The sequence below is a fragment of the Serratia sp. JKS296 genome (assembly GCF_900215445.1).
Lineage (GTDB): Bacteria > Pseudomonadota > Gammaproteobacteria > Enterobacterales > Enterobacteriaceae > Serratia > Serratia marcescens.
On record NZ_OCMX01000001.1, the window covers coordinates 453884 to 480202 of the forward strand.

25 protein-coding genes are annotated in these 26319 nt (G+C 60.1%); 15 read left to right on the forward strand and 10 right to left on the reverse strand.

Annotation, left to right across the window (positions count from 1 at the left end; translation table 11 throughout):
• Positions 1-17: 17 nt before the first annotated feature.
• On the forward strand, positions 18-1097 hold the full coding sequence (alr, locus tag CRO23_RS02175) for an alanine racemase (RefSeq protein ID WP_016930268.1): 1080 nt from the start codon (positions 18-20) through the stop codon (positions 1095-1097).
• Positions 1098-1141: 44 nt separating this feature from the next.
• Here the strand turns inward: alr and CRO23_RS02180 are convergent, their stop codons facing one another.
• Positions 1142-1909, reverse strand: coding sequence for a transporter substrate-binding domain-containing protein (locus CRO23_RS02180; RefSeq protein WP_097101315.1), 768 nt, complete (start codon positions 1907-1909; stop codon positions 1142-1144).
• 215 nt (positions 1910-2124) lie between these two features.
• Between CRO23_RS02180 and CRO23_RS02185 the strand changes: the two genes are divergently transcribed.
• The 5 genes from CRO23_RS02185 (at position 2125) to maa (ending at position 5475) form a co-directional block, all read left to right on the forward strand.
• Entirely contained in the window at positions 2125-2592 is a 468-nt protein-coding gene (locus CRO23_RS02185) for an Lrp/AsnC family transcriptional regulator (RefSeq protein WP_016930266.1), read from the forward strand.
• 82 nt (positions 2593-2674) lie between these two features.
• Complete coding sequence (locus CRO23_RS02190; protein WP_016930265.1) at positions 2675-3868, forward strand: amino acid aminotransferase; 1194 nt, start codon at positions 2675-2677, stop codon at positions 3866-3868.
• A 125-nt stretch (positions 3869-3993) separates the two neighbouring features.
• Positions 3994-4410: a secondary thiamine-phosphate synthase enzyme YjbQ gene (locus CRO23_RS02195; RefSeq protein WP_016930264.1), complete on the forward strand. Its 417-nt coding sequence runs from the start codon at positions 3994-3996 to the stop codon at positions 4408-4410.
• 4 nt (positions 4411-4414) lie between these two features.
• Entirely contained in the window at positions 4415-4768 is a 354-nt protein-coding gene (locus tag CRO23_RS02200; RefSeq protein WP_016930263.1) for an MmcQ/YjbR family DNA-binding protein, read from the forward strand.
• A 149-nt stretch (positions 4769-4917) separates the two neighbouring features.
• Complete coding sequence (gene maa / locus CRO23_RS02205) at positions 4918-5475, forward strand: maltose O-acetyltransferase (protein WP_016930262.1); 558 nt, start codon at positions 4918-4920, stop codon at positions 5473-5475.
• 31 nt (positions 5476-5506) lie between these two features.
• Here the strand turns inward: maa and CRO23_RS02210 are convergent, their stop codons facing one another.
• Entirely contained in the window at positions 5507-6559 is a 1053-nt protein-coding gene (locus CRO23_RS02210; protein WP_016930261.1) for an NAD(P)-dependent alcohol dehydrogenase, read from the reverse strand.
• 229 nt (positions 6560-6788) lie between these two features.
• The gene (uvrA, locus tag CRO23_RS02215; RefSeq protein WP_015379213.1) at positions 6789-9617 is read right to left on the reverse strand and encodes an excinuclease ABC subunit UvrA; all 2829 of its coding nucleotides are present in this window, start codon (positions 9615-9617) and stop codon (positions 6789-6791) included.
• A 277-nt stretch (positions 9618-9894) separates the two neighbouring features.
• Here uvrA and ssb1 point away from each other — a divergent pair, with 277 nt between their 5' ends.
• Entirely contained in the window at positions 9895-10425 is a 531-nt protein-coding gene (ssb1, locus tag CRO23_RS02220; protein WP_004936793.1) for a single-stranded DNA-binding protein SSB1, read from the forward strand.
• Between the two features lie 29 nt (positions 10426-10454).
• Here the strand turns inward: ssb1 and CRO23_RS02225 are convergent, their stop codons facing one another.
• Together CRO23_RS02225 and CRO23_RS02230 are read right to left on the reverse strand one after the other, a co-directional pair.
• Positions 10455-11165: a class I SAM-dependent methyltransferase gene (locus CRO23_RS02225; RefSeq protein ID WP_097101317.1), complete on the reverse strand. Its 711-nt coding sequence runs from the start codon at positions 11163-11165 to the stop codon at positions 10455-10457.
• Between the two features lie 11 nt (positions 11166-11176).
• Complete coding sequence (locus CRO23_RS02230) at positions 11177-11518, reverse strand: DUF1360 domain-containing protein (RefSeq protein WP_405051238.1); 342 nt, start codon at positions 11516-11518, stop codon at positions 11177-11179.
• A 196-nt stretch (positions 11519-11714) separates the two neighbouring features.
• Between CRO23_RS02230 and CRO23_RS02235 the strand changes: the two genes are divergently transcribed.
• Positions 11715-12191, forward strand: a complete 477-nt coding sequence (locus CRO23_RS02235; RefSeq protein ID WP_097101321.1) for an Rrf2 family transcriptional regulator — start codon at positions 11715-11717, stop codon at positions 12189-12191.
• 48 nt (positions 12192-12239) lie between these two features.
• On the opposite strand, the gene CRO23_RS02240 is transcribed toward CRO23_RS02235, so the two are convergent.
• Both CRO23_RS02240 and bhsA read right to left on the reverse strand, forming a co-directional pair.
• Positions 12240-12989, reverse strand: a complete 750-nt coding sequence (locus tag CRO23_RS02240; protein ID WP_016930260.1) for a 3-oxoacyl-ACP reductase family protein — start codon at positions 12987-12989, stop codon at positions 12240-12242.
• A 149-nt stretch (positions 12990-13138) separates the two neighbouring features.
• A complete protein-coding gene (bhsA, locus tag CRO23_RS02245; RefSeq protein WP_033639277.1) occupies positions 13139-13399 on the reverse strand; it encodes a multiple stress resistance protein BhsA in 261 nt (86 codons plus the stop codon).
• Between the two features lie 195 nt (positions 13400-13594).
• On the opposite strand from bhsA, the gene CRO23_RS02250 reads away from it, so the two are divergent.
• The 5 genes from CRO23_RS02250 (at position 13595) to CRO23_RS02270 (ending at position 18699) form a co-directional block, all read left to right on the forward strand.
• The gene (locus CRO23_RS02250; protein WP_033639278.1) at positions 13595-14038 is read left to right on the forward strand and encodes a lipocalin-like domain-containing protein; all 444 of its coding nucleotides are present in this window, start codon (positions 13595-13597) and stop codon (positions 14036-14038) included.
• The gene (locus CRO23_RS02255; protein WP_016930257.1) at positions 14035-14703 is read left to right on the forward strand and encodes a glutathione S-transferase family protein; all 669 of its coding nucleotides are present in this window, start codon (positions 14035-14037) and stop codon (positions 14701-14703) included. Before CRO23_RS02250 ends, CRO23_RS02255 begins: the two co-directional genes overlap by 4 nt.
• Before the next feature lie 47 nt (positions 14704-14750).
• Positions 14751-15158: a VOC family protein gene (locus CRO23_RS02260; RefSeq protein WP_079450123.1), complete on the forward strand. Its 408-nt coding sequence runs from the start codon at positions 14751-14753 to the stop codon at positions 15156-15158.
• A 332-nt stretch (positions 15159-15490) separates the two neighbouring features.
• Positions 15491-16852, forward strand: a complete 1362-nt coding sequence (locus tag CRO23_RS02265) for an NCS2 family permease (protein ID WP_004936819.1) — start codon at positions 15491-15493, stop codon at positions 16850-16852.
• 197 nt (positions 16853-17049) lie between these two features.
• Positions 17050-18699 carry a Na+/H+ antiporter gene (locus CRO23_RS02270; RefSeq protein ID WP_016930255.1) on the forward strand — a complete coding sequence of 550 codons (1650 nt, stop codon included), beginning with the start codon at positions 17050-17052 and terminating at the stop codon, positions 18697-18699.
• Between the two features lie 76 nt (positions 18700-18775).
• On the opposite strand, the gene CRO23_RS02275 is transcribed toward CRO23_RS02270, so the two are convergent.
• A complete protein-coding gene (locus CRO23_RS02275; RefSeq protein ID WP_016930254.1) occupies positions 18776-19663 on the reverse strand; it encodes a LysR family transcriptional regulator in 888 nt (295 codons plus the stop codon).
• A gap of 140 nt (positions 19664-19803) precedes the next feature.
• Here CRO23_RS02275 and CRO23_RS02280 point away from each other — a divergent pair, with 140 nt between their 5' ends.
• Both CRO23_RS02280 and CRO23_RS02285 read left to right on the forward strand, forming a co-directional pair.
• Positions 19804-20226 carry a CidA/LrgA family protein gene (locus CRO23_RS02280; RefSeq protein ID WP_028127545.1) on the forward strand — a complete coding sequence of 141 codons (423 nt, stop codon included), beginning with the start codon at positions 19804-19806 and terminating at the stop codon, positions 20224-20226.
• Positions 20219-20908 carry an LrgB family protein gene (locus CRO23_RS02285; protein WP_004936833.1) on the forward strand — a complete coding sequence of 230 codons (690 nt, stop codon included), beginning with the start codon at positions 20219-20221 and terminating at the stop codon, positions 20906-20908. Before CRO23_RS02280 ends, CRO23_RS02285 begins: the two co-directional genes overlap by 8 nt.
• 41 nt (positions 20909-20949) lie before the next feature.
• On the opposite strand, the gene CRO23_RS02290 is transcribed toward CRO23_RS02285, so the two are convergent.
• Complete coding sequence (locus tag CRO23_RS02290) at positions 20950-24885, reverse strand: non-ribosomal peptide synthetase (protein WP_097101323.1); 3936 nt, start codon at positions 24883-24885, stop codon at positions 20950-20952.
• Positions 24886-25586: 701 nt separating this feature from the next.
• Positions 25587-26282, reverse strand: coding sequence for a CTP synthase C-terminal region-related (seleno)protein (locus tag CRO23_RS02295; protein ID WP_232036907.1), 696 nt, complete (start codon positions 26280-26282; stop codon positions 25587-25589).
• Between the last annotated feature and the right edge of the window lie 37 nt (positions 26283-26319).

The following is a 26319-nucleotide window of genomic DNA, read 5'->3' on the forward strand; positions in this document are numbered from 1 at the left end:
TCAGCTAAGGAACTGAAATGAAAGCGGCAACCGCTGTAATCGACCGCCGCGCTCTGCGACATAATCTGCAACAGGTGCGCCGCCAGGCGCCGCAAAGCCGCCTGATTGCCGTTGTGAAAGCAAACGCTTATGGACATGGCCTGCTGGAAACAGCACACACCCTGCAAGACGCCGACTGCTACGGCGTGGCGCGCATCGGCGAGGCGCTGATGCTGCGTTCCGGCGGCATCGTCAAACCGATCCTGCTGCTGGAAGGTTTCTTCTGTGCCGAAGACCTGCCGGTGCTGGTGGCGAACAACATCGAAACCGCGGTGCACTGCATCGAACAGCTCGAAGCGCTGGAGCAGGCCGAACTGGCGCGCCCGGTGCCGGTGTGGATGAAGCTCGATACCGGCATGCATCGGTTGGGGGTGCGTCCCGAACAGGCGGAAGCGTTTTATCAGCGCCTGTGCGCCTGCCGCAACGTGGCGCAGCCGGTCAATATCATGAGCCACTTCAGCCGCGCCGATGAGCCGGAGTCCGACGCCACCCTGAAACAGATCGCCTGCTTCGAGCAGTTCGCGCGCGGCAAACCGGGCCAGCGCTCGGTCGCCGCCTCCGGCGGCACGCTGCTGTGGCCGGACGCCCACAACGAGTGGGTGCGTCCCGGCATCATTCTGTACGGCGTGTCGCCGCTGGATAACGGCAGCGGCGCCGAGCATGGTCTGCAGCCGGCGATGACCCTGAAATCCAGCCTGATCGCGGTGCGCGAGCACAAGGCCGGCGAAGCGGTCGGCTACGGCGGCACCTGGGTAAGTCCGCGCGATACCCGGCTGGGCGTGGTGGCGATGGGATACGGCGACGGTTACCCGCGCAGCGCGCCGACCGGCACGCCGATCCTGATCAACGGCCGTGAAGTGCCGATCGTCGGCCGGGTGTCGATGGACATGATTTCGGTCGATCTCGGGCCGGATGCCGCCGATAAGGTGGGGGATGAAGCGGTGCTGTGGGGGCCGGCATTGCCGGTCGAGCGTATCGCCGCCTGCACCGGCATCAGCGCTTATGAACTGATCACCAAGCTCACGCAGCGCGTGGCGATGGAATACATCGGCGACTGATGCGCCGCAGGGGCCGACGCGCGTCGGCCCCGTTTCTCAGCGCGTTACTTCTTTACCGCCAACCACTTATCGATAACCTTCTGATACTCGCCGGTCGCCTTGGCCAGGTGCAGCCACTGATCCACATACAGTTTCCAACTCAGATCGTCGCGCGGCAGCATGTAAGCCTTCTCGCCGTACTGCATCGGTTTGGTCGGATTCACCGCGCACAGCTTCGGATAGCGCTTTTGTTGGTACAACGCCTCGGAGGCGTCGGTGATCATCACGTCCGCCTTGCGATCCACCAACTGCTGGAAAATGCTCATGTTGTCGTGCGTCAGCGTCAGTTTGGCCTTCGGCAGATAGGCGTGCACGAAGGCTTCATTGGTGCCGCCCGCCGGTTCCAACAGACGCACCGACGGTTTGTTGATCTGTTCTATCGTGCGGTATTTCTTCACGTCGATGCAGCGCACCAGCGGGATTTTGCCGTCGGTATCCAGCTTGTCGGCGAAGAACACCTGCTTTTGCCGCTCCAGCGTGACGGAGATGCCGCCCATGGCGATGTCGCACTTGCCGCCGACGAAGTCCGGGGTCAGGGTTTTCCAGCTGGTTTTCACCCACTTCACCTTGGCGCCCAGGCTCTTCGCCAGCGATTCCGCCATGTCGATATCGATGCCTTCATAGCCGCCGTCTTCCTTGAGGAAGGTATAGGGCTTGTAGTCGCCGGTGGTGCAGACCTCAAGGGTCTTCTGCTGCAGCACCTTGTCCAGGTGGGATTGCGCACCGGCGCCGCCGGCGGCGAGCAGCAGCGCGAGGGGGAGAAGCTTTTTCATCTGGCGTCCTTTTTATACATTCGTGGTTTTATGCGTTACTTCGCCGTTAATTGTCGTTTGCCTGCATGAGTTAGCCGTTTTTTATGCCGCTTACCGGCGAAAACGCCGGGCGTTGCTGCTGTACGCGATTCAAACGCCAGGGTGTGACGTCGGCAACGGTAAAAAAACTGGTAGGCTGTAACGTCAACATTTATTAACACAGTTTACAGGTGGCTATGTACAACATTGACGATTTTGATATGAAAATCCTGACGCTGTTACAGGCCAACGGCCGTCTGACCAATCAGGAACTGAGCGAGTTGGTGGGGCTTTCCGCTTCCCAGTGCTCACGGCGGCGCATCAGCCTGGAGCAGGCGCAGCTGATCCGCGGTTACCACGCGCGGCTGGCGCCGGAGGCGGTCGGCCTGGGGCTGGTGGGGCTGATCGAAGTCAGCCTGATCACGCACGCGCAGGAGCAGATCGACAGCTTTCATCAGATGCTGGAGGACGTGGACGCGATCCTCGACGCTTACAAGACCACCGGCGACGCCGATTACCTGCTGAAAGTGGCGGTGGCTGACCTGCCGGCGCTGAGCGAATTCATCAGCCAGACGCTGTCGCCGCACAAAAGCGTGGCGCATATCAAAACGGCGGTGGTGCTCAATCGCATCAAGGAAAACGGTTTGTTGCCGGTGACGAGATAAAGCTAAAACCGAATGCGCTTTTCCGTCTATATTAGGAACGTAACGCTGTGCCCAAACCACAATAAACCAGGAGAAAAACCCCGTGTTCCAGAACGTTGACGCCTATGCCGGCGATCCCATTCTGTCGCTGATGGAAAAATTCAAACAAGACCCGCGTGCGCACAAGGTGAACCTGAGTATCGGCCTGTACTACGATGCGCAGGGCATCATTCCGCAGATGCGGGCGGTCGCTGCGGCGGAAGCGCAGTTGAACAGCGTCGAGCACGGCGCCTCGGTATACCTGCCGATGGAAGGGCTGCAACCCTACCGTTCCGCCATTCAGCAGTTGCTGTTCGGCGCGCAGCACCCGATGCTGCAGCAGGGGCGCATCGCCACCATTCAGACCGTCGGCGGTTCCGGCGCGTTGAAAGTGGGCGCCGACTTCCTGAAAACCTATTTCCCGGATTCGCAGGTGTGGGTCAGCGATCCGACCTGGGAAAACCACGTCGCCATCTTCAGCGGCGCCGGTTTCAAAGTGAATACCTACCCGTATTTCGACAGCGAAAGCCTGGGCGTGAAGTTCGACGCCATGCTCGCTGCGCTGAAACAGCTGCCGAAGCACAGCATCGCGCTGCTGCACCCGTGCTGCCACAACCCGACCGGTTCCGACCTGACCCCCGCCCAGTGGGATGAGGTGGTCAAGGTGATCGCCGAGCGTGAAATCATTCCATTCCTCGATATCGCCTATCAGGGCTTCGGCGGCGGCATGGAGCAAGACGCCTACGCCATTCGCGCCATCGCGGCGGCCGGCCTGCCGTGCCTGGTGAGCAACTCGTTCTCGAAGATTTTCTCGTTGTACGGCGAGCGCGTCGGCGGCCTGTCGGTGGTGTGCGAAAGCGAAGAGGCGGCCGGGCGCGTGCTGGGCCAGCTGAAGGCCACCGTGCGCCGCAACTACTCAAGCCCGCCAAACTTCGGCGCGCAGCTGGTGGCCAAGGTGCTGAACGACGCCCAGCTCAAAACCCAGTGGCTGGACGAAGTGGAGAGCATGCGCACCCGCATTCTCGAAATGCGTCACGCGCTGGTGGACACCCTGAAGAGCGCGCTGCCGCAGCGCAACTTTGACTACCTGTTGGCGCAGCGCGGTATGTTCAGCTACACCGGCTTCAGCGCGGCGCAGGTCGATCGCTTGCGTGAAGAGTTCGGCGTCTACCTGATCCACAGCGGCCGCATGTGCGTGGCCGGCCTGAACCACAACAACGTGCGTCAGGTGGCCGAGGCGTTTGCCGCGGTGCAGTAACGCCTGTTAGTCTGAACGGACGTTCATCGGGAGCGATAGCGATATCGCTCCTTTTTTATTGCCGGCGCGCCGCCGAAGTTGCCGCAAACCGGAGAGAGAATATACTGATTGAGGGGCGCTCACTCATGTGGCATCAGCAAACGCTAATCCTCAGCGCAAAAGCGCGTGGCTTTCATCTGGTTACCGACGAGATCACCAACCAGTTAACCCACTTACACCGCCTGCAAACCGGCCTGCTGCATCTGTTGCTGCAGCACACCTCGGCCTCGCTGACGCTCAACGAGAACTGCGATCCCACGGTGCGAGCCGATATGGAGCAGCATTTCCTGCGTCAGGTGCCGGAAAACGCACCCTATCAGCATGACTACGAAGGGCCGGACGACATGCCGGCGCACATCAAATCCTCGCTGCTGGGCGCTTCCTTGACGCTGCCCGTCAGGCATGGGCGGCTGATGTTGGGCACATGGCAGGGCATCTGGCTGGGGGAGCACCGCATCCACGGCGGAGCACGCCGTATTGTGGCCACATTACAGGGGGAATAACCCAATGAATAACAGCGCATTGCTGGAGTACTGCATGGCGAAGCCGGGCGCTGAGCAGAGCGACCAGAACCAGTGGCAGGCCAGCCAGATCAAGGTGGGCGACGTGATGTTCGCCATGGTGTGCGAGATCGAAGGGCGGCCGGCGCTGGCGGTCAAGTCCAGCCCGGAGCTGGCGGAAAGCCTGCGTGAACACCATCCGGAGATCGTCGCCTGCGACGGCCTGAACAAGGCGCACTGGAATACGGTGTTTCTCGACGGCAACCTGCCGAACTCGCAGTTTTACACGCTGATCGACAGCTCCTATCAGCTGGTGGTGGAAGGCCTGCCCGAACACGTGCGCCAGGAACTGCGCGCCTGATAGCCGGGCGGCGGCCCTCGTTTTTCTCCTGTTTTCCCGTGTTAAATCGTGATCGCGGTTTTAAATTGGGAACGTTCCCTTTTTGTCGCCGGGCAAAAGCGGCTACGCTTGGGCATTCAAGAAACGCGGATAAGATTAAGGAGGCCGACATGGCCATGAGCGAAGAAAAGCGCAAGATGATCGCCGGGGAACTGTACGACGCCGGCGACGACCTGCTGCGCAGCGAACGTCGGCGCGCGCGCCAGTTGACGCATCGCTATAACCACTCCTCGCCGGAAGAGGGTGAGCTGCGCAAACAGTGGCTGGGTGAGCTGCTGGGCGGCTATCAGGGCGGCACCATCGAGCCGACCTTCCGCTGCGACTACGGCTATAACATTTATCTCGGCAAGAACTTCTACGCCAATTTCGACTGCGTGATCCTCGACGTGTGCGAAGTGCATATCGGCGACAACTGCCTGCTGGCGCCGGGCGTGCATATTTACACCGCGACCCATCCGCTGGACGCCGAGACCCGCGTCGGCGGCGCGGAGTTCGGTAAGACTGTCAGGATTGGCGACAATGTGTGGATCGGCGGGCGCGCGGTGATCAATCCGGGGGTGACCATCGGCGATAATGCGGTCGTGGCCTCCGGCGCAGTAGTGACCAAAGACGTGCCGGCCAACTGCGTGGTAGGCGGCAACCCGGCCAGGGTCATCAAGCAGCTATAAAAAAACGGGCGCCGCCGGGCGCCCGCCGTCATCAGGCTCGCAGCGAGTCGATATCCACCACGAAGCGGTACTTCACGTCGCTTTTCAGCATGCGCTCATAGGCCTCATTAATTTGCTGCATCGGGATCAGCTCGATATCGGACGTGATGCCGTGTTGGCCGCAGAAGTCCAGCATCTCTTGCGTTTCCGCGATGCCACCGATCAGCGAACCGGCGATGCGGCGGCGCTTCATGATCAGGTTGAACACCTGCGGTGACGGATGATCGTGCTCCGGTGCGCCGACCAGCGTCAGGGTGCCGTCGCGGCGCAGCAAGTTGAGGAACGGGTTCAGATCGTGCTGAGCCGCTACCGTGTTGAGGATGAAGTCGAAGCTATTAACGTGCTGCGCCATCTCATCCGGGTTGCGCGAAATCACCACTTCATGGGCGCCGAGGCGCTTGGCGTCTTCGATTTTCGACGGCGAGGTGGTGAACAGCACCACGTGCGCGCCCATCGCCCGCGCCAGTTTGACGCCCATGTGCCCCAGCCCGCCGAGGCCGACGATGCCGACCTTTTTGCCTGGCCCCGCACCCCACTGGCGCAGCGGCGAATAGGTGGTGATGCCGGCGCACAGCAGCGGCGCGACCCCGGCCGGATCGAGGTTTTCCGGCACGCGCAGCACGAAGTCCTGATCCACCACCAGATTGGTGGAGTAGCCGCCGTAGGTTACGGCGCCGGTGTGGCGATCCTGGCCGTTATAGGTGCCGGTAAAGCCGTTCTCGCAATACTGTTCCAGCCCCTCATCGCAGCTCGGGCAGCTGCGGCAGGAATCCACCATGCAACCGACGCCGACCAGATCGCCGACCCGGTAACGCGAGACATGGTCGCCGACGGCGCTAACGCGGCCGACGATTTCGTGGCCCGGCACCACCGGGTAAATCGTATTGCTCCATTCATTGCGCGCCTGGTGCAGATCCGAGTGGCAGACGCCGCAGAACAACACCTGAATTTGCACATCGTGGTCGCGCAGGGCGCGCGGCTGGTAATCGAAAGGCACCAGCGCAGACTTCGCGTCATGCGCGGCATAGGCATGGGTAATGTTCATGGTCGCTCCAGTTATCAATGTATGGGGGACAACGTTTGACCGGCAGCGAAGTGCCGGCGAGACGCGGCCTGAATCAGACAGGGCGGCCGCCGAGGGAACATTGATGATAAAAGCGGTGAGTGCGGAGGGAAATGCCTGAAAATGTCGAAATCTTGCCCGTTTCTGTTTGATTGCGGGGAAACGAGTCAGCGTGCGGACCGCCTGAGCGACGGCCCGCACGCCGGCGGCATTACTGGTTCAACAGCGGCTTCAGGAAGCGTGCGGTGTGCGATTTCTCACAATCGGCCACCGTTTCCGGCGTGCCGGCGACCAGGATCTCGCCGCCGCCGCTGCCGCCTTCCGGCCCCAGATCGACGATCCAGTCGGCGGTCTTGATCACATCCAGGTTATGCTCGATGACCACGATGGTATTGCCCTGATCGCGCAACTGATGCAGCACCGCCAACAGCTGTTGGATATCGGCGAAGTGCAGACCGGTGGTTGGTTCGTCGAGGATATACAGCGTTTGGCCAGTGCCGCGCTTCGACAGTTCGCGCGCCAGCTTGACGCGCTGCGCTTCACCGCCGGAGAGCGTGGTGGCCGACTGGCCGAGGCGGATGTAGGACAGGCCGACATCCATCAGGGTCTGCAGCTTGCGCGCCAGCGCCGGCACCGCGTCGAAGAAATCGCGCGCTTCTTCGATGGTCATCTCCAGCACTTCGTGGATACTCTTGCCCTTGTACTTCACTTCCAGCGTTTCGCGGTTATAACGCTTGCCCTTGCACTGGTCGCACGGCACGTAGATGTCCGGCAGGAAGTGCATCTCGACCTTGATCACCCCGTCGCCTTGGCAGGCTTCACAGCGCCCGCCCTTGACGTTGAAGCTGAAGCGGCCCGGCGTGTAACCGCGGCTGCGCGATTCCGGCACACCGGCGAACAGCTCGCGCACCGGGGTGAAGATGCCGGTGTAGGTGGCCGGGTTGGAGCGCGGCGTGCGGCCGATCGGGCTCTGATCGATGTCGATCACCTTGTCGAAATGCTCCAGGCCGGTCACTTCGCGGAACGGCGCCGGTTCGGCGATGGTGGCGCCGTTGAGCTGGCGCTGGGCGATCGGGAACAGCGTATCGTTGATCAGCGTCGATTTGCCGGAACCGGAAACGCCGGTGATGCAGGTAAACAGACCGACCGGCAGCGTCAGCGTCACGTCCTTCAGGTTGTTGCCGCGCGCGCCGCTCAGCTTCAGCACCTTGGTCGGATCGGCCTGCACGCGCTGCGCGGGGATGGCGATCTCGCGCTTGCCGCTGAGGAACTGGCCGGTCAGCGATTCCGGCTGCGCCATGATGTCGTCGACGGTGCCTTCCGCCACCACCTGGCCGCCGTGTACGCCGGCGCCGGGGCCGATGTCGATCACGTGATCGGCGGCGCGGATGGCGTCTTCGTCATGCTCCACCACGATCACCGTGTTGCCGAGGTTGCGCAGGTGGATCAGCGTTTCCAGCAGGCGCTCGTTGTCGCGCTGGTGCAGGCCGATCGACGGCTCATCCAGCACGTACATCACGCCCACCAGGCCGGCGCCGATCTGGCTGGCCAAACGGATTCGCTGCGCTTCGCCGCCGGAGAGCGTCTCCGCCGAGCGAGACAGTGACAGGTAGTTCAGGCCGACGTTCACCAGGAATTTCAGGCGGTCACCGATCTCTTTCAGCACTTTCTCGGCGATCTTGGCGCGCTGGCCGCTGAGCTTCATGTTCTGGAAGAAGGTCATCGCATGGCCGATGCTCAGATCGGAGATCTCCGGCAGCGTGGTGTCTTCGACGAACACGTTGCGCGCTTCTTCACGCAGGCGAGTGCCGTGGCACGAGGCGCAAGGGCGGTTGCTGATGAACTTCGCCAGCTCTTCGCGCACCGCGCTGGACTCGGTCTCTTTATAGCGGCGCTCCATGTTGTGCAGCACGCCTTCGAACGGATGGCGGCGCACGGTGGTGTCACCGCGATCGTTGATGTATTTGAATTCTATCGACTCTTTGCCGGAGCCGCTCAGCACCGCCTTCTGCACGTTGGCGCTCAGGGTGTTGAATGGCGCTTCGACGTCGAACTCATAGTGCTCCGCCAGCGAGCGCAGCATCTGGAAATAGTAGAAGTTGCGGCGATCCCAGCCGCGGATCGCGCCGCCGGCCAGCGACAGCTCGGGGTTTTGCACCACGCGATCCGGATCGAAGAACTGCTGCACGCCCAGGCCGTCGCAGGTCGGGCAGGCGCCGGCCGGGTTGTTGAAGGAAAACAGGCGCGGTTCCAGCTCGCGCATGCTGTAGCCGCAGATCGGGCAGGCGAAGTTGGCGGAGAACAGCAGCTCGTCCGCTTTTTCGTCGTCCATGTCCGCCACCACCGCGGTGCCGCCGGACAGCTCCAGCGCGGTTTCGAACGACTCGGCCAGGCGCTGCGCCATGTCGTCGCGCACCTTGAAACGGTCGACCACCACTTCGATGGTGTGTTTCTTCTGCAGCTCCAGCTTCGGCGGATCGGACAGATCGCACACTTCGCCGTCGATGCGCGCGCGGATATAGCCCTGGGCGGCCAGGTTTTCCAACGTTTTGGTGTGCTCGCCCTTGCGGTCTTTCACCACCGGCGCCAGCAGCATCAGGCGCTTGCCTTCCGGCTGGCTCAGCACGTTATCGACCATTTGGCTGACGGTTTGCGCCGCCAGCGGCACATGGTGGTCCGGGCAGCGCGGCTCGCCGACGCGGGCGAACAGCAGGCGCAGGTAGTCGTGGATCTCGGTAATGGTGCCGACCGTGGATCGCGGGTTGTGCGAGGTGGATTTCTGCTCGATGGAGATCGCCGGCGACAGACCTTCGATATGATCGACGTCCGGTTTTTCCATCAGCGACAGGAACTGGCGCGCATAGGCGGAGAGTGATTCGACATAGCGCCGCTGCCCTTCGGCGTACAGCGTATCGAAAGCCAGCGAAGACTTGCCGGAACCGGACAGGCCGGTGACGACGATCAGTTTGTCACGCGGGATGATCAGGTTGATGTTTTTCAGATTATGGGTTCGAGCACCACGAACTTCGATATTGTCCATTTACACTTCCCGTCTTGATGATACACCGCGCCTGTCGCGATTTTTGCGGGGGATTTTGTGATGGATCTCGCAAAAAACCGGCACAGCCTGGTCGAAACGCATAATTATGACACAAAAAAACCTGAATGAATATCCAGTATGCGAATGCAACAAGGCCGATCGAAAAGACAATTCTGGAATGCAATTCGCACTTATCAACACGGGTGTGGTTTCGCACTCAGCGTGGTAAACTGACGCGTTTATACTGTGTAGAAATCAATCATCGGGAGAAGTGCTCATGGCCAGCAGAGGCGTAAACAAAGTAATTCTGGTCGGGAATCTGGGTCAGGATCCAGAAGTCCGTTACATGCCGAACGGCGGCGCAGTGGCCAACATTACCCTGGCGACCTCCGAAAGCTGGCGTGACAAGGCGACCGGCGAACAGAAAGAGAAGACCGAATGGCACCGCGTCGTGCTGTTCGGCAAACTGGCCGAAGTGGCGGGCGAATACCTGCGTAAAGGCTCTCAGGTCTACATCGAAGGCTCCCTGCAGACCCGTAAATGGCAGGATCAGAGCGGCCAGGATCGCTACACCACCGAGATCGTGGTTAACGTCGGCGGCACCATGCAGATGCTGGGCGGCCGTCAGGGCGGCGGCGCACCGGCAGGTCAATCTGCCGGCGGCCAGGGCGGTTGGGGCCAGCCTCAGCAGCCACAGGGCGGCAACCAGTTCAGCGGCGGCCAGCAGCAGTCTCGCCCGGCGCAGAACAGCGCACCGGCGACCAGCAACGAACCACCAATGGATTTCGACGACGATATTCCGTTCTAAGCCTGGCGACAGCGCTAAAAAAACCCCGCTCAGGCGGGGTTTTTTATTGCCGGTTTACGGGCTGTCCAAGCGTGGATCAGCAACGACTGGAAGAAACGCTGCGGCGGAGAAAATCCGGCTTCGGCGATCAACCGTTCGGTGTGTTCCGGCGGCAGCAGCAACAGCCGTTGCTGCAACTGGGCTCGGAGTTCAACCGGCGTGCGCGGAGTTTGACCGTCAAGAGACTGCATGGCGGCCCATCTGGCCAGGTGCTGGTCAAAATCCGCCGCCGTCGTATCACCGGAAATTTCCGCAATCACCACCTGGCCTGCGGTATTTAACCGTGACGCCATATGGCGATAGAGGCCGCCACGCGCGTCATCGAGAATAAAATGGGTCACTAGCAGACACAGTACGGCGTCGTAATCTGGTGCGCTCGGCAGATCCTGCAGATAGCCCTCCACCAACGTGCAGCGTTCGCTAATTTTCGCCTGCCGTAGCTTGGCAGCGCACACCGCCAACATGTCGACGGAAGGATCCACGCCGGTGAAACGCCAGCTCGGGTTCTGGCGGGCCAAATGGATCATCTCGGTACCGGTTCCTACGCCAACACACAGGATGTGGGCATTGACGGGCAAATCCTTCAATAGCAGCGCAATCAAAAAGTGAAGATTGTCACTAATCGTATTGAAGCGCGCGTTGCCGGCGTCATACCGGCGGGAAAATTCGCCGTTGAAAATGTCATTGGTGTTCTGGTTCATGCACGGCCTCATCACTGCTCATGCGAATTCAACATCTGCTGCGCCTCGTGTTTCATTACATGAGTGCGCACAGCCGCCTGAAATACTTTAAACAGCAGGCCGTTGATAAAGGTGGTGACGGTGAGCACGATGAAGGCGGTCATCACCCAATCGATCGGGCCGATGCCGCTGTGCAACAGCGCCGGGCGGTAAACCAGCATTCCTGCAATCACCACCCAGTGGCTCATGCAGTAAAAGCATTGGAACAAATGGCCCAGCAGGGCATTTTTGCGCGCTGCCCAGGCCCGCAGCGCCGTGAAGAGTTCGGTTTGTGTCAGGGTCATGGAAATACTGGCCGACGCCAGCGCGATCATCAGGCATACCGAGAGATCTGAAGCCGATACAGGAGTCATCATTATTCCTTACGAGGTCATGGTGCAATGGGTTTTCAGCGCCCAAGAGAACGCCGGTTATTTCATGTAACCTATAAAAGCACGTGATATTCGCCGTTGTCAATCTTTCGTATCATTGTAAGATACGAGACTATGCTGAGCTGAAAGGAAGATGGGAATGCGTCAGGACAACAAGCTTTCGCGCATGCTGCACGTGTTACTGCATATGGCGCGCCACAAGGGGGTTTACACCTCGGAACAGATCGCCGCGATGCTGGGCACCAACAGCGCCGTGGTCAGACGCACCTTGGCCGGCCTGCGTGATGCCGGTTTCGTTGCGTCGGAAAAGGGCCATCATGGAGGGTGGCGTATCGCCGACGATCTGCGGAACATCAGCCTGCTCGATATCTACCGGGCGGTGGGCGTTAAGCAGCTGTTCGCCATCGGCGGTGGGGAACAGCATCCGGAATGTGCGGTGGAGGCGGCGGTAAATCAGGCGCTGGGCAACGTGCTGGATGAGGCCGAGCAGGCGCTGCTGGCGCGCTTTGCCGAAATCACCCTGGAGGATCTGAAGGATCGCTTTGACCGCCATTTCCCTGTGGGGACGAACGAAAGCGCGGTGGCCTGCATTGACGGCGACGGTACCGAAGCGTAATTCGCCATTAAAAAAGCCCCTTGTGGGGCTTTTTGCATCGAAGAATGGTTACGCCGAGAAACCGCCGTCGATGCTCAGACTGGCGCCGGTGATATAACCCGCCTGCGGGCCCGCCAGGTAGGCGACGAAACCGGCGATCTCTTCATCTTTGCCGTAACGGCCGATCGCCATCAGCTGCTTGAGCTGATCGGCGAACTCGCCGGCGTCCGGGTTCATCTCGGTATCCACCGGGCCGGGCTGCACGTTATTGACGGTGATGCCGCGTGGGCCGAGATCGCGCGCCATGCCCTTGGTCAACCCGACCAGCGCCGATTTGCTCATCGCGTACACCGCCGCGCCGCCGAACGGCACGCGCTCGGCGTTGGTGCTGCCGATGTGGATGATTCGGCCGCCGTCGTTCATGTGGCGCGCCGCCTCCTGGCTGGCGACGAATACGCTGCGCACATTGACCGCCAGCATGCGATCCAGGTCGTCCAGCGCCAGTTCCTCGGTGCCGCCCAGCGTAAATACCCCGGCGTTGTTCACCAGAATATCCAGGTTGCCGAAGTGACTCACCGCCTGGCGAACCGCCTGCTGCAGCGCCGCCGCATCGGCGCTGTCGGCCTTGATGGCGAGGACTTTGCCGCCGGCAGCGGTCACGGCGCTCGCCACCGCTTCGGCGCGATCGGCCGAGGCGGCGTAGGTAAAGGCGACGGCGGCGCCCTCGCTCGCCAAGCGTTTAACGATGGCGGCGCCGATGCCGCGGGAACCGCCCTGAACGAATGCGACTTTGCCTTGCAGTGGGAGTGCTGTGGTCATGTTATTTCTCCAAAGTGGGTGAGGGTAAGGCGTTATTCCCAGTATCGGTGAAATGTCCGGCGGCCACTGTTCACAAAGAGCTTTGCCTGCCCACAACGAGAAAAGCCCCTTGCGGGGCTTCTTTCTTCCGTCGGTTGGCTGTCCGACGATCAGTTGAAGATTTCTGCGGTGCCGTACAGTTTGTTCTGACCACCGGCGGCGACGATGCGGTAGGAGCTGGCGCCCGACGCGGCGGCTTTGCTGGCCAGTTCGCTTTCCAGCGCGCTCAGGTTAGCGGCGCCGCTCACGGTGACGACGCCGATCTTCTGGGCGTCTGCAGCAGGTTGACTGGAAGGCAGGTCAGCGGCGAAGGTAGCGAAAGAAGCGGTAGCCAGCAGCGCAGCGGTAGCAAAAATTTTGACGTTTTTCATGATGCGTTCCTCAGAGTGTTTGTTAGGTGAGAGCCCGTTGTCTCTCGATGTGTTAAATACTAGTGCACCGGATGTGAATAAAAAATCGGAGAGTTTTGAGTATCTCTGTCAAATAAATTGATTGTTTTTCATCCGCTGGCGCGGGGCAAAAATCGCCACTACCCTTTACAGACGATCCTTAACCGGAGAAGCGTCATGACGATAAGCGCGTTTATCGGCAGTTGGGCGTTGGTGTCGTCGGTGTTCAAAAACCAGAACGGCGAGCTGAATTACCCGCTGGGCGAGCAGGTGTTGGGGCGCATCCACTATGAGGCCAACGGCACGATGGCGGCGCAGCTTTACAGCGCCGTGCGGCCGCGTTTCGCCGCCGCCGATTTGGCGCAGGGGTCTGAGCGGGAGATCCGCGCCGCCTTCATCAATATGATTTGCTACTTTGGCCACTATCAGGTGGAAGAAAGCGAGCAGCGGGTGGTGCATCAGGTCGAAGGCTGTTCGTTCCCCAACTGGGTAGGCAGCCGTCAGGTGCGTTTTTACGCTTTCAGCGGCGATCGGCTGACGTTGCGCACGGTGCCGCTGCAGCTCGGCAACGGCGTGCAGGTTGGCGAACTGGTGTGGCAGCGGACAGGGGCTTCGTCATGATCATCGTTCATCATCTCAATCACTCGCGGTCGCAGCGCATTCTGTGGTTTCTGGAAGAGCTGGGCGTGCCTTATCAGGTGCAGCGCTACGAGCGCGATCCGCAGACCATGCTGGCGCCGCCGGCGCTGAAAAAGATCCACCCGCTGGGCAAATCGCCGGTGATCGTCGATGGCGATCTGACGCTGGCGGAATCCGGCGCCATTATCGAATACTTGCAGGAAGCCTACGACGCACAGGGCATGTTTATGCCAACCGACTTCCACGCGCGTCAGCAATACCGCTACTGGCTGCACTACGCCGAAGGATCGCTGATGCCGCTGTTGGTGATGAAGCTGGTGTTCAGCCGTCTCGGCCAGCCGCCGATCCCCTGGCTGCTGCGGCCGGTGGCCGGCGCGATCGGCAAAGGCGTGCAGCGGGAATACCTCGACAAGCAGATCGCGCCGCACTGCGAATACCTCGAACAGCACCTGAATAAGGGCAGCTGGTTCGTTGGCAACGACTTCAGCGCAGCGGATATTCAGATGAGCTTCCCGCTGGAGGCGATGGCGGCGCGCGGCGCGTTGGATGATTGCCCGAAACTGCGCGGCTTCCTGCAGCGCATTCACGCCCGGCCCGCCTACCAGCGGGCATTGGAGCAGGGCGGCCCTTACGACCTGCTGAGTTAAGCGGATGGGCTATACTCGATGGGGTCATTCTTCATCGGAGGTAGCCCATGGCTACGCAAATCTTCGTTAACCTGCCCGTACGCGATCTGCCCGCCTCAATGGCGTTTTTTACCCAGCTCGGCTTCAGCTTCAACCCGCAATTTACCGACGATACCGCCGCATGCATGGTGGTCAGCGACACGATTTACGTGATGCTGCTGACCCACGACAAATTCAGGATGTTTACCCCGAACCCGATCGGCGACGCCAATCAGGCCACCGAAGTGTTGGTGTGCCTATCGCAACCCAGCCGGGTGGCGGTGGACGAACTGGTGCGCAAGGCGGTCGCCGGCGGCGGCAACACCTACCACCCGTCGCGGGACTACGGCGTGATGTACGGCCATGGATTTCAGGATCTGGACGGTCATATCTGGGAATTGATGTATATGGATCCCGCTGCGGTGCAGACGCAATAACCCCGCCATGACGGCGTTCGCCGGGGCGACCGTCGTCCCGGTTTTATCGCGCGAGCGCCATTCCCGCCGCTTTCTGCATAAATTGCCGCGATCTTTAGTTGATTAGACGCTAGGGAAGGCAGGATAATCGTTTGCCTTGAATAAACCACCATAAATCACCCGTACCGCGCGCTGCGAGTTAAACGTTTGCCTGGGTGCGCATCGCCGTTGGCGGTGTGGCATAAGGGCAAGGATGCGGAACGTGACGTAAACGATTACGTGGCGATCGGGCGCGGGCGAGATTACAGGCCTGCTGTGACGGGCCGATTCATGAAACACAGGGGAAGTAACCTATGTCGAACTCTCAAGCGAACCACGCCGCAAAACCAACCGGCGGGCTTGATGGCTATTTTAAAATTTCCGCGCGCGGCAGCAGCGTGCGTCAGGAGGTGGTGGCGGGGCTGACCACCTTCCTGGCGATGGTGTACTCGGTGATCGTGGTGCCGAGCATGCTGGGCAAAGCGGGGTTCCCGCCGGCGGCGGTGTTCGTCTCCACCTGCCTGGTGGCCGGTCTGGGGTCGCTGTTGATGGGGCTGTGGGCTAACCTGCCGATGGCCATCGGCTGTGCGATCTCGTTGACCGCCTTTACCGCCTTCAGCCTGGTGCTGGGCCAACACATCAGCATTCCGGTGGCGCTGGGCGCGGTGTTCCTGATGGGCGTGCTGTTTACCATTATCTCGGTCACCGGCATCCGCGCCTGGATCCTGCGCAACCTGCCGATGGGCGTGGCGCACGGCACCGGCATCGGCATCGGGCTGTTCCTGCTGCTGATCGCCGCCAACGGCGTCGGCCTGGTGGTGAAGAACCCGCTGGATGGCTTGCCGGTGGCGCTCGGCGCGTTCACCTCTTTCCCGGTCGTCATGACGCTGGTCGGCCTGGCGGTGATCTTCGGCCTGGAGAAACTGCGCGTGCCCGGCGGCATTTTGCTGGTGATCATCGCCATTTCCATCATCGGCCTGATCTTCGACCCGGCGGTGAAATACCAGGGGCTGTTCGCCATGCCGAGCCTGGCGGACGCTGACGGCAAATCGTTGATCTTCAGCCTGGACATCATGGGCGCATTGCAGCCGGTGGTGTTGCCGAGCGTGCTGGCGCTGGTGATGACCGCGGTGTTCGACGCCACCGGCACCATCCGCGCGGTGGCCGGGCAGGCCAATCTGCTGGATAAAGACGGGCAGATCATCAACGGCGGCAAGGCGCTGACCTCGGATTCCCTGAGCAGCATCTTCTCCGGCCTGGTGGGCGCCGCGCCCGCTGCGGTTTACATCGAGTCCGCCGCCGGCACCGCCGCGGGCGGCAAGACCGGCCTGACCGCCACCGTGGTCGGCATTCTGTTCCTGCTGATCCTGTTCCTGTCGCCGCTGGCCTATCTGGTGCCGGTTTACGCCACCGCGCCGGCGCTGATGTACGTCGGCCTGCTGATGCTGAGCAATGTCACCAAGCTGGACTTCAACGACTTCGTCGACGCGATGGCCGGCCTGTTGTGCGCCGTGTTCATCGTGCTGACCTGCAACATCGTCACCGGCATCATGCTGGGCTTCAGCTCGCTGGTCATCGGCCGCATCTTCTCCGGCGAATGGCGCAAGCTGAACATCGGCACCGTGCTGATCGCCGTGGCGCTGGTGGCGTTCTACGCCGGCGGCTGGGCGATTTAAGCCCCTTGGGTTTCCCTCGCCCGCCGGGCGGGGGAGCCTGTTACGGCAATTCCCTTCTTAAGATAAGTCTTCTTCTGCTCTGCACCGCGTTTTGAAAGGCACAACAAGCTTTAACGGCTGTAAAAAAAGTGATCTACTATCGTGACCAACGCAGGCCCTGAGCCGATGTCGTCTGAATCGTAGAGTCTAAGGAAAGCATGGAAATCTTTTTTACAATCCTCATTTTGATCCTGGTGGTCTCCCTGTCCGGGGTGGTGACGCGCATGTTGCCGTTCCAAGTGCCGCTGCCGCTGATGCAAATCGCCATCGGGGCCCTGCTGGCCTGGCCGCATTTCGGGCTGCACGTCGATTTTGATCCCGAACTGTTCCTGGTGCTGTTCATCCCGCCGCTGCTGTTCGCCGACGGCTGGAAAACGCCGACGCGGGAGTTCCTGCATCACGGGCGTGAAATTCTCGGCCTGGCGCTGGTGCTGGTGCTGATCACCGTGGTCGGTGTCGGTTATCTGATCTACGCCATGGTGCCGGGCATTCCGCTGGTGGCGGCCTTCGCGCTGGCGGCGGTGCTGTCGCCGACGGATGCCGTGGCGCTGTCCGGCATCGTCGGCAAAGGGCGCATTCCCAAGCCGATCATGGGCGTGCTCGAGGGCGAGGCGCTGATGAACGACGCGTCCGGCCTGGTGTCGCTCAAGTTCGCCATCGCGGTGGCGATGGGCACCATGGTGTTCACCGTGGGCGGCGCGACCCTTGAATTCCTCAAAGTGGCGATCGGCGGCCTGCTGGCCGGCGTGGCGGTCACCTGGACCTACAGTAAATCGCTGCGGGTGATGAGCCGCTGGAGCGGCGACGATCCGGCGACCCAGATCGTGTTCCTGCTGCTGCTGCCGTTCGCTTCTTATCTGATCGCCGAACATATCGGCGTCTCCGGCATCCTGGCGGCGGTGGCGGCGGGGATGACCATCAGCCAGTCCGGCGTGATCCGCAACGCGCCGCTGGCGATGCGCCTGCGCGCCAACAGCGTGTGGGCGATGCTGGAGTTCGTGTTCAACGGCATGGTGTTCATCATGTTGGGCCTGCAGCTGCCGGGCATTCTTGAAACCTCCATCCTGCAGGCGGAGCTGGATCCGACCATCCAGACCTGGTATCTGTTCGCCGACGTGGCCACCATCTACGCCGCGCTGCTGGTGCTGCGTTTTACCTGGCTGTGGATAATGAAGAAGGCCAGCAACCGCTTTATGAAAAAGCGTCCGCTGCAGTTCGGCGATTACAGCACGCGTGAGCTGTGGGTGGCGTCGTTCGCCGGGGTGCGCGGGGCGATTACCCTGGCCGGCGTGCTGTCGATACCGCTGTTGCTGAGCGACGGCACTGCCTTCCCGGCGCGCTATCAGCTGGTGTTTATCGCCGCCGGGGTGATCCTGCTGTCGCTGATCGTCGGCGTGCTGGCGTTGCCGCTGCTGCTGCGCGGCGTGCAGGTGGCCGACAAGAGCGCCAGCAAGCAGGAAGAGCGCATGGCGATCGCCATGGCGGCCGAGGTGGCGATCGAGAGCGTGAATAAAATGGAAGAGCGCCTGGTTGCCGATACCGAAGAAAACCTCGATCCGCAGGTGTTGAAAGAGGTCAGCTCGCGGGTGACGGGCATGCTGCGGCGGCGTATCGCGTCGAAAGACGATATCGAGAATGCGCTGGCGATGGAAAACCTCGAGCGGCGTTTCCGCCTGACGGCGTTGCGCGCCGAGCGCGGCGAGCTGTACCACCTGCGCGCCACGCAGAAAATCAGCAACGAGACGCTGCAAAAACTGCTGCACGATCTCGACCTGCTCGAAGCGCTGTTGATCGAACGCGAAGGGTAAATCTCAGCAGAGGAATAAACGTTTTTCCTCTTTATTTCTGTCCTGAAGGGCCGCCTGTGCGGCCCTTGTTTTTTGGCTACTTGAGCGGCGGCCAGTAGTCGCGGCAGCAGGCGATCCAGGCCTGCGCGCTGTGCGACAGGTAGCTACCCTGGCGCCAGATCAGGCCGATTTTCCACTCCATGCGCGGCTCCAGCGGCAGCCAGACCAGGTTTTCCTTATCCAGCCAGCGGCAAACCGGCTCAGGCAGCATGGCGATGCCCACGCCGGCCTGCACCATCGAGGCGAGGAAGTCCCATTGGCCGCTGCGCACCGCGATTTGCGGTTCAAAACCGGCCTGGCGAAACGCCTTCATCAGCATCTTGTACAGCGCAAAGTCTTCGTTATAAATCAGGATCGGGCTGTCGGCCAATTCGGCGATATTGATGCGGGTGCGGTTGAGCCACTGCGGCGTGCGCGGCGCCACCACGCACATCGGGTGGCCCAGCAGCGGCAGAAAGGTCAGCGGCTGCGCCGAATCGAAGGGCAACACGGTCATCGCCAGATCCAGTTCGCCGGACATCACCGCCTGTTCGACCGACAGCCCGCCCAGTTCGGAAATCTTCAATTCGATGCCGGGGTAGGTCTGGCGAAAGCGGCGGATCAGATCGGCGATCTGCCTGCCGACCATCGGCGGAATGCCCAGCCGCAGCACGCCCTTTTTCACCGAGCTGATGTCTTCCAGTTCCGCCTCCAGCTGGCGGAATTCGTCGAGGATCGTCAGGCCGCGCTGGTACACCGCCTGGCCGCTGTCGGTCAGGCGCAGCTTGCGGCCTTCGCGGATCAGCAGCGTGCATTCCAGCTCTTCCTCCAGATGCCGCAGCATTTTGCTGATGGTGGGCTGGGTGACGAACAGTTTTTCCGCCGCGCGGGTGAAGCTTTGCTGGCGCACCACTTCAACGAAGTAGCGCAGGGTGCGGACATCCACGTTAGGGTTCTCCTTGGGGACGCTACCGGCGGGAAACTATTCCCGGACGGCATGATGACGATAATTTTAATTCATTTCAGGCGTGGTTTCCCGGCTGCGTATACTGTAGGCCGTCAATTTATTGTTCGAGGTCATCTTTCATGTCTCTGGCGTTACGCCGCGTTGCCCCCTCCCTGCTGACCCGTTTGCAGGTACCGATCCAGGTGGCGTTGTATGCGGCGCTGTTCCTGATCGCCGATCGTCTGGTGCAACAATTCCACCTGCCGCTCCCCGCCAATATCGTCGGCATGCTGATGCTGCTGGCGCTGATCCTGCTGCGCATTCTGCCGCTCAGCTGGGTCAAGGCCGGCTCCCGCTGGCTGCTGGCGGAAATGCTGCTGTTTTTCGTGCCGGCGGTAGTGGCGGTGGTCAACTATGCCCAGCTGCTGATGGTCGAGGGCTGGAAGATCTTTCTGGTGATCGCGATCAGCACCATGCTGACGCTGGGCGCCACCGGGCTGGTGGTGGACAGGGTGTATCGGCTGGAGATTTGGCTGCAGCGGCGGAAGCAGCGCCATGAATGATTTTATCCTTAGCCTGGCCTGTTTTCTGGCGACGCTGGCGCTCTATTTCGCCAACAAGAAACTCTATCGCCGCCGCCGCACGTTGCTGCTGATGCCGCTGGTGCTGACGCCGATGATTCTGGTGTTGCTGCTGGTGGTCACCCACATCTCCTATCAGGACTACATCGGTGAAACCCACTGGCTGCTGTGGCTGCTGGGGCCGGCGACCATCGCCTTCGCGGTGCCGGTGTACGAGAACCTGCATATCATTCGTCGCCACTGGCTGTCGCTGACCGCCGGGGTGACGACGGCGGTGCTGGTGGCGGTGTACAGCTCGGTGTGGCTGGCGCGCCTGCTGACGCTGCCGGAAGAGGTGCAGCGCAGCCTGGCGGTGCGGTCGATCACCACGCCGTTTGCGCTGGAGGCCGCCAAGCAGATGGGCGGCCAGCCGGACCTGGTGGCGCTGTTCGTGGTGATCACCGGGGTGTTCGGCATGGCGGTGGGCGACATTCTGTTTCTGCGGCTGGCGGTACGCAGCCGCCTGGCGAAAGGGGCCGGATTTGGCGCATCGTCGCACGGCGCCGGCACCGCCCGCGCCTATGAACTGGGGCCACAGGAGGGCGTAGTGTCGAGCCTGGTGATGATGTTGGCCGGCATTATCACGGTGGTGGCCGCGCCACTGATCGGCCGGCTGATGTGGTAAGGAGGCGGTCTGCGGCGAACGGCGCCGCAGACCGTAGAGCGTCAAGGAAGGTTGCCGAGCATCGCCGGCGTGCGCGATGACTGGCGCAAGGCGCGTCCTATCTCCTCGTGGCTGAAGATAATAGAGTGATGATTGCAGGGCAACGGATGCACCTGCAGATGTTGGCAGATTGCCGACAGGCCATTGTCGGCAATCGCCAGCAGCTCCCGCTCATCGCCCAGGCCGGTGATATTCAGATTTGCATCTTCGGTCGCCTTGAACAGCGTGATGCGTGCATGTTGCAACGGTGTGCTGAGCGTTTGTTTCGCCAATGTCAGCTCCGTCGGCTCGGCCTTTAATGCCCGGTCGGCGGCCTCGCCGTCAATACCCAGCATGGCCAGCATCGCCGCCAGCATGCCCGGCTCGCTGCGGATCTGGAATGGGGTTCGGTAGAAGGTATCAAGCAGGAACAGTTGGATATCGCGATAGCCTTGGCTTTCCAGTTGAGCTGCCATCTCCAGCGCGATCAGGCCCCCTAGCGACCAACCCAACAGACGGACGGGGCGCGCCGGCGACAGCCGCATATGACCGAGATAATACGCCGCCAGCTCGCGTAGCGAAGTGATGTGCGGCTGTTGGAACAGGTTATAATTGTTGATGCCTAACACATTGAAATCTTTTTCTAAATAGTTCGCCAGATCGCGATAAACATCGCAACCGGTGACGGCGGGATGGATCATCCAAACGCTGTCGGGGGTGATGGCGTGGTTCAGGCGTTCTACCTGTTTAAAGGTAAAACTGGCCTGATTCAGACGCGTCAACAACTGCTGCAGGGGTTCGGAGGTGGCTGGAGCCGTTGCGGGCACGCCGTCGGTGAGGATACGGGCCTGGCCGCGCAGCGTCGAGTGAGCAAACAGCGTCTTAATGCCTAACGAATGCCCGTGTCGCTTCAGTTTAACCAGCAGTTGAATGGCGTGCAGCGAATGGCCGCCCAGCGCGAAGAAATCATCGTCGCGGCCAATGCGCGTTGTGCCCAGCAGTTCGCTCCACAGTTCGGCCAACTGCTGTTCCAGCTCGCCTTGCGGGGCTTCATAAGCAGCGGTTTCCTGCATGTTGGCCGGTGCCGGTAACGCTTTGCGATCCAGCTTGCCGTTGGGCGACAGCGGAAAAGCATCCAGCCGGATAAAACAGGACGGCACCATAAAGTCCGGCAGGTGTTGCTGCAATTGCCGACGCCATTCGGCGGCGGCCGTTTGCTCTGGGGCGATGACATAGGCGACCAGGCGCTTGCCGCCGCTTTCGTCTTCCCGCGCCAGAATGGCCGCGTCTTCAACCCCTGAACACTGTCTGAGCTGTTGCTCGATCTCACCTAATTCAATGCGCAGGCCGTGGATTTTGACCTGGAAATCGTTTCTGCCCAGATACTCAATGTTGCCATCCGGCAGCCAGCGGGCCAGATCGCCGGTTTTATACAGGCGAGCCTGCGGCTCGGCGCTGAAAGGGTCGACGATAAATCGCTCGGCGCTCAGCGCCGCGCGGTTCAGATAACCACGGGCAACCTGAATACCACCGATATGCAATTCGCCGGCGATGCCAGGCGGTAACGGTTGCAGTTGGTCATCCAGAATATGGAGCTGGGTATTGGCGATCGGTTTACCGATCGGTACCAGTGGGCGAGGATCATCGGGCAGGCATTGCCAACTGGAAACGTCTACGGCGGCTTCCGTCGGGCCGTAGAGATTGTGCAGTTCCGCCTGCGGCAACTGCTGCAGGCAACGTTGTACCGTAGCGAGCGGCAACGCCTCGCCGCTGCACACGATGCGTTTCAGGGAGGCGCACTGCGCCATATCGCCGTGGCGCAGAAACAGTTGCAGCATAGAGGGGACGAAATGCAGTGTGGTGACGCCATGTTGTGCGATGCAGGCGCTGAGATAATCCGGTTCCTGGTGACCGCCCGGTTTGGCGATGGCCAGCCGGGCGCCAACCATCATCGGCCAGAAAAACTCCCACACAGAGACGTCGAAGCTGAACGGCGTTTTCTGCAGCACGACATCATCCGGCGTCAGTGTATAAGCCTTTTGCATCCACAGTAGTCGGTTGATCACCCCGCGGTGTTCGTTCATCACCCCTTTGGGTTTCCCCGTCGAGCCGGAGGTGTAAATCACATAAGCCAGGCTGCGCTGTGGATCGGCGGCCAGCGGCGGCGGGTTGCCATCCGGCGCTTGCCGCCACAGATGACTCTCACGCTGAAGATGCAATCGCGGCACGGCGATATCGCGCAGCGGGTGCAGCGCGTGTTCGCCGCCATTGTCGACCAGAACGAATCTGGCGCCGCAATCTTGCAGCATGTGGCGCAGACGGTCTTGCGGATAGTCGGGATCGAGCGGTACATAGGCGGCGCCCGCCTTCAGGATGGCGTACAGGGCAATCACCATATCCGGGCTGCGGTTGACGCATACCGCGATGCGATCGTCAGGCTGTAATCCCTGCAGCCTGAGAAAGGCAGCCAATCGATTCGCCCGCTGATTCAGCTGTTGATAACTGATCTCGTGGTCTTCGTAGCACAGCGCCGGCGCTTCTGGCGTCAGCGCGGCCTGCCGTTCCAGGAATTGATGTACGCCTTGCGGCATGTCTGCCCATGTTTGTCGGGTTTCATTCCATTGATGGAAGATTTGCTGTCTTTCCTGCGGCAACAGCAGCGGCAACTGCCCCAGCGGCAGCGCCGGATCGCCGTCCAGTAGGGTATTCAGCAGGTGCAGTATGCGGGCTGCGATGCGTTCACCGTCTTCCTGACTGAACCAGGCCTGATTGAAGTTGAACTCCAGCAGCGGGTCGTCGCCCGGATGGTAATGGCGCAGGTAGACGCCGAGGGGCAGCTGTTCCTGACCGTGGTGCAGGTTTTCAACCTTGAACTGGCTGCCCTCCAGTTCGATGTCGGTCGGAAAAACCTCCAGCGAAAAGCTGATGTCGAACAGCTGGCGCCGCTCCTGCTGATGCAGGTTCAACTGGCGGTTGAGTTCGGCAATGGGAAAACGCTGGTGACGATAACACTGGCGCAGCTCGCTGCCGATTTGCCGCAGTAAGTGGCCGAAGGATTGCTGTGAATCGACCGTGATGCGCAGTGGGATCATCGAGGAAAACATGCCCAAAGTTTGCTTATGTTCGGCGGTACTGCGGTTATGTACCGGCACGCCCAGCGTGAATTGATCGGTTTGCCAAATCCGGCCGAACCAGGTGGCCAGCAAAGCGCTAAAAAAATGCATGGCAGAACCGCCCTGTGCGGCGGCGTATTGTTCCAACTGAAGGAAACGCTCGCGTGGCAACCGTTTGATTATCTGATGGCTGGGGTAGGTTTGTTGCTCACAGTGATTTTGGCGGCGTTCCAGCATGGAGGGGGGCGCGTCGATGAAACGCTTCAACCAGAAATCACGATCGCGCTCGTAGCGTGGAGACTGCTGATAGGCGCGATCGCTGATGACGAAGTCTTGGTAACGCGAGCGGGGGGCTTCGTTTTTTATCCCTGCTTTTAATTGTTTATAGCGCTCCATGATCATTTTGCTCAGCAGGGAAATTGAGGTGCCGTCCGCAATCAGATGATGGGAAGCAAGCAGCCATAGCGTGCTGGATCCGCTGACTTTGGCCAGGTGGCAGCGCCAAAGCAGGCCATCATACAGTGAATAAGGCTGCAGGAATTGAGAACGAAGGTGTGTTTCTGCCAGACTGATGGCATCTTGCCTCTGCGAAAAATCATGGTAATGCAGGTCGATATAGGCCCGGTCGCAGGTTTCCTGGGTAATGCCTTGCGGCGTTTCTTTCAGCGTGGTTTGCAACGCATCATGTTGTTGCTGTATTTGCCGTATGGCTTCTTGAAAAAGCGGTAGCGAAATCTCGCGCTCTACGCGCCATAAACACCCAACGTTATATAAGGGGATATCGGGGTTTAAAGATTGGTCTAGCCACACGGCTTGTTGCACGGTCGTCAGGGAATAAGCGGACACGGAACCACCTCCACAAATAAGGAATGAATCGAATTAAATAAAGTGAGTCGCAGCCAAGCACTCGAACATTATAAAAGGTGATTATTAAGTTGGCCTGTTTTCACATTAAATATTTTTAATAGTTTTGTTTAATTATAATTAATTCAATGTTTTCATGATTAATGATTTATATTTTATTTATTTTTAAACTAATTTTTTGTCATTGCTTTTGTGGCGTGTTAATCGCGATTGACTGGTTTCCCTGCGTGTCATCAGCAGGTGTGATGGTGTAATGCTATGTTTTGTTTGTGTTTTTTATTTTTGATAAAAAGAGGCGGAGCTGAGGCGGATCGTGAGCGATAACGGAGTGGTATCTAAGCGGGCAAGTTCGATGGCTTCTCTGCCAGAGATAACAGGCTGAATCATAAAAAATTATAAAGAATTTCTTATGCTGTATTATTATAAAAGAAATAATAATGAATAATAAGAAATAAAGCTTATTGTGATTTCATGCATTTCTTTATTCGTAATGCTGCTGTTAACTTTCATAGGATTATGACGTTTCAATTAAACTGCGATGAATGATCCGTTATTGGGCGATTAATGGATTAACTTTAATGAGATAATAAATGTGAAACGTTGATGTCGAGTTGATACCCGAAATGAAAGACGCAACGAGAACCGTGTCTCGCTGCGGCTGGATCCTACGGGAGAGGTGCAGGTTAGCAGACGGCGGCTTTGATCAGTTCCACCACCAGCGGCGAAAGCTCGCCGCGCAACGCAGCGCGTTCTGATTGGAACAGCGTGGCGACGTAAAAACGCCGGCCCGGCAGTTCGATGGCGCGCACGTCGCCTTCGGCATCGTGGCCGCTGATAATCAGCGGGAAGCGCTCAAGGTCGGCGACGAAGTCCGGATTCACGCCAAAGTTGCAGTGGTAGCCTTCATGGGTGTTCAGGCAGCCGTAGGCCTGCGCGACGCGCGTGTCAGGCTGAAAAACGATGTCGCCGGTTTTTTCCACCAGCGAGCAGCTCAGCGGGGCGATCACCAACCGGCCACCGCTGTCGGTTTCCGCATGGCCGGCGTCGTGCCAGCCCATCACGTTGCGGGCGTACTCGATGATGGCGTACTGAAAACCGCCGCAGGAACCGAGAAACGGCACGTCGTTTTCCCGCGCATGGCGGATCGCCATAAAGGCGCCGTCGTCGTGTCGATACGGGCTGCCCGGCACCACCCAGATGGCATCGAAATCTTGCAGGACATCGGGGGAGGTCAAGGATTCGGTCGGTAGCCACTGGGGCTGCACGTCGATGTCGAGATGGGCGGCGGTGAGCTGGAGCGCCACGGGGATGGCCTGATGGGCCACGGCTTGCGGGTTGTAATCACCGACCAGAGCAATGCGGACTTGAGCTTTCATCATTTCCTTTCCTGTGCGGGTAAAGAAGGAGATTACAGGA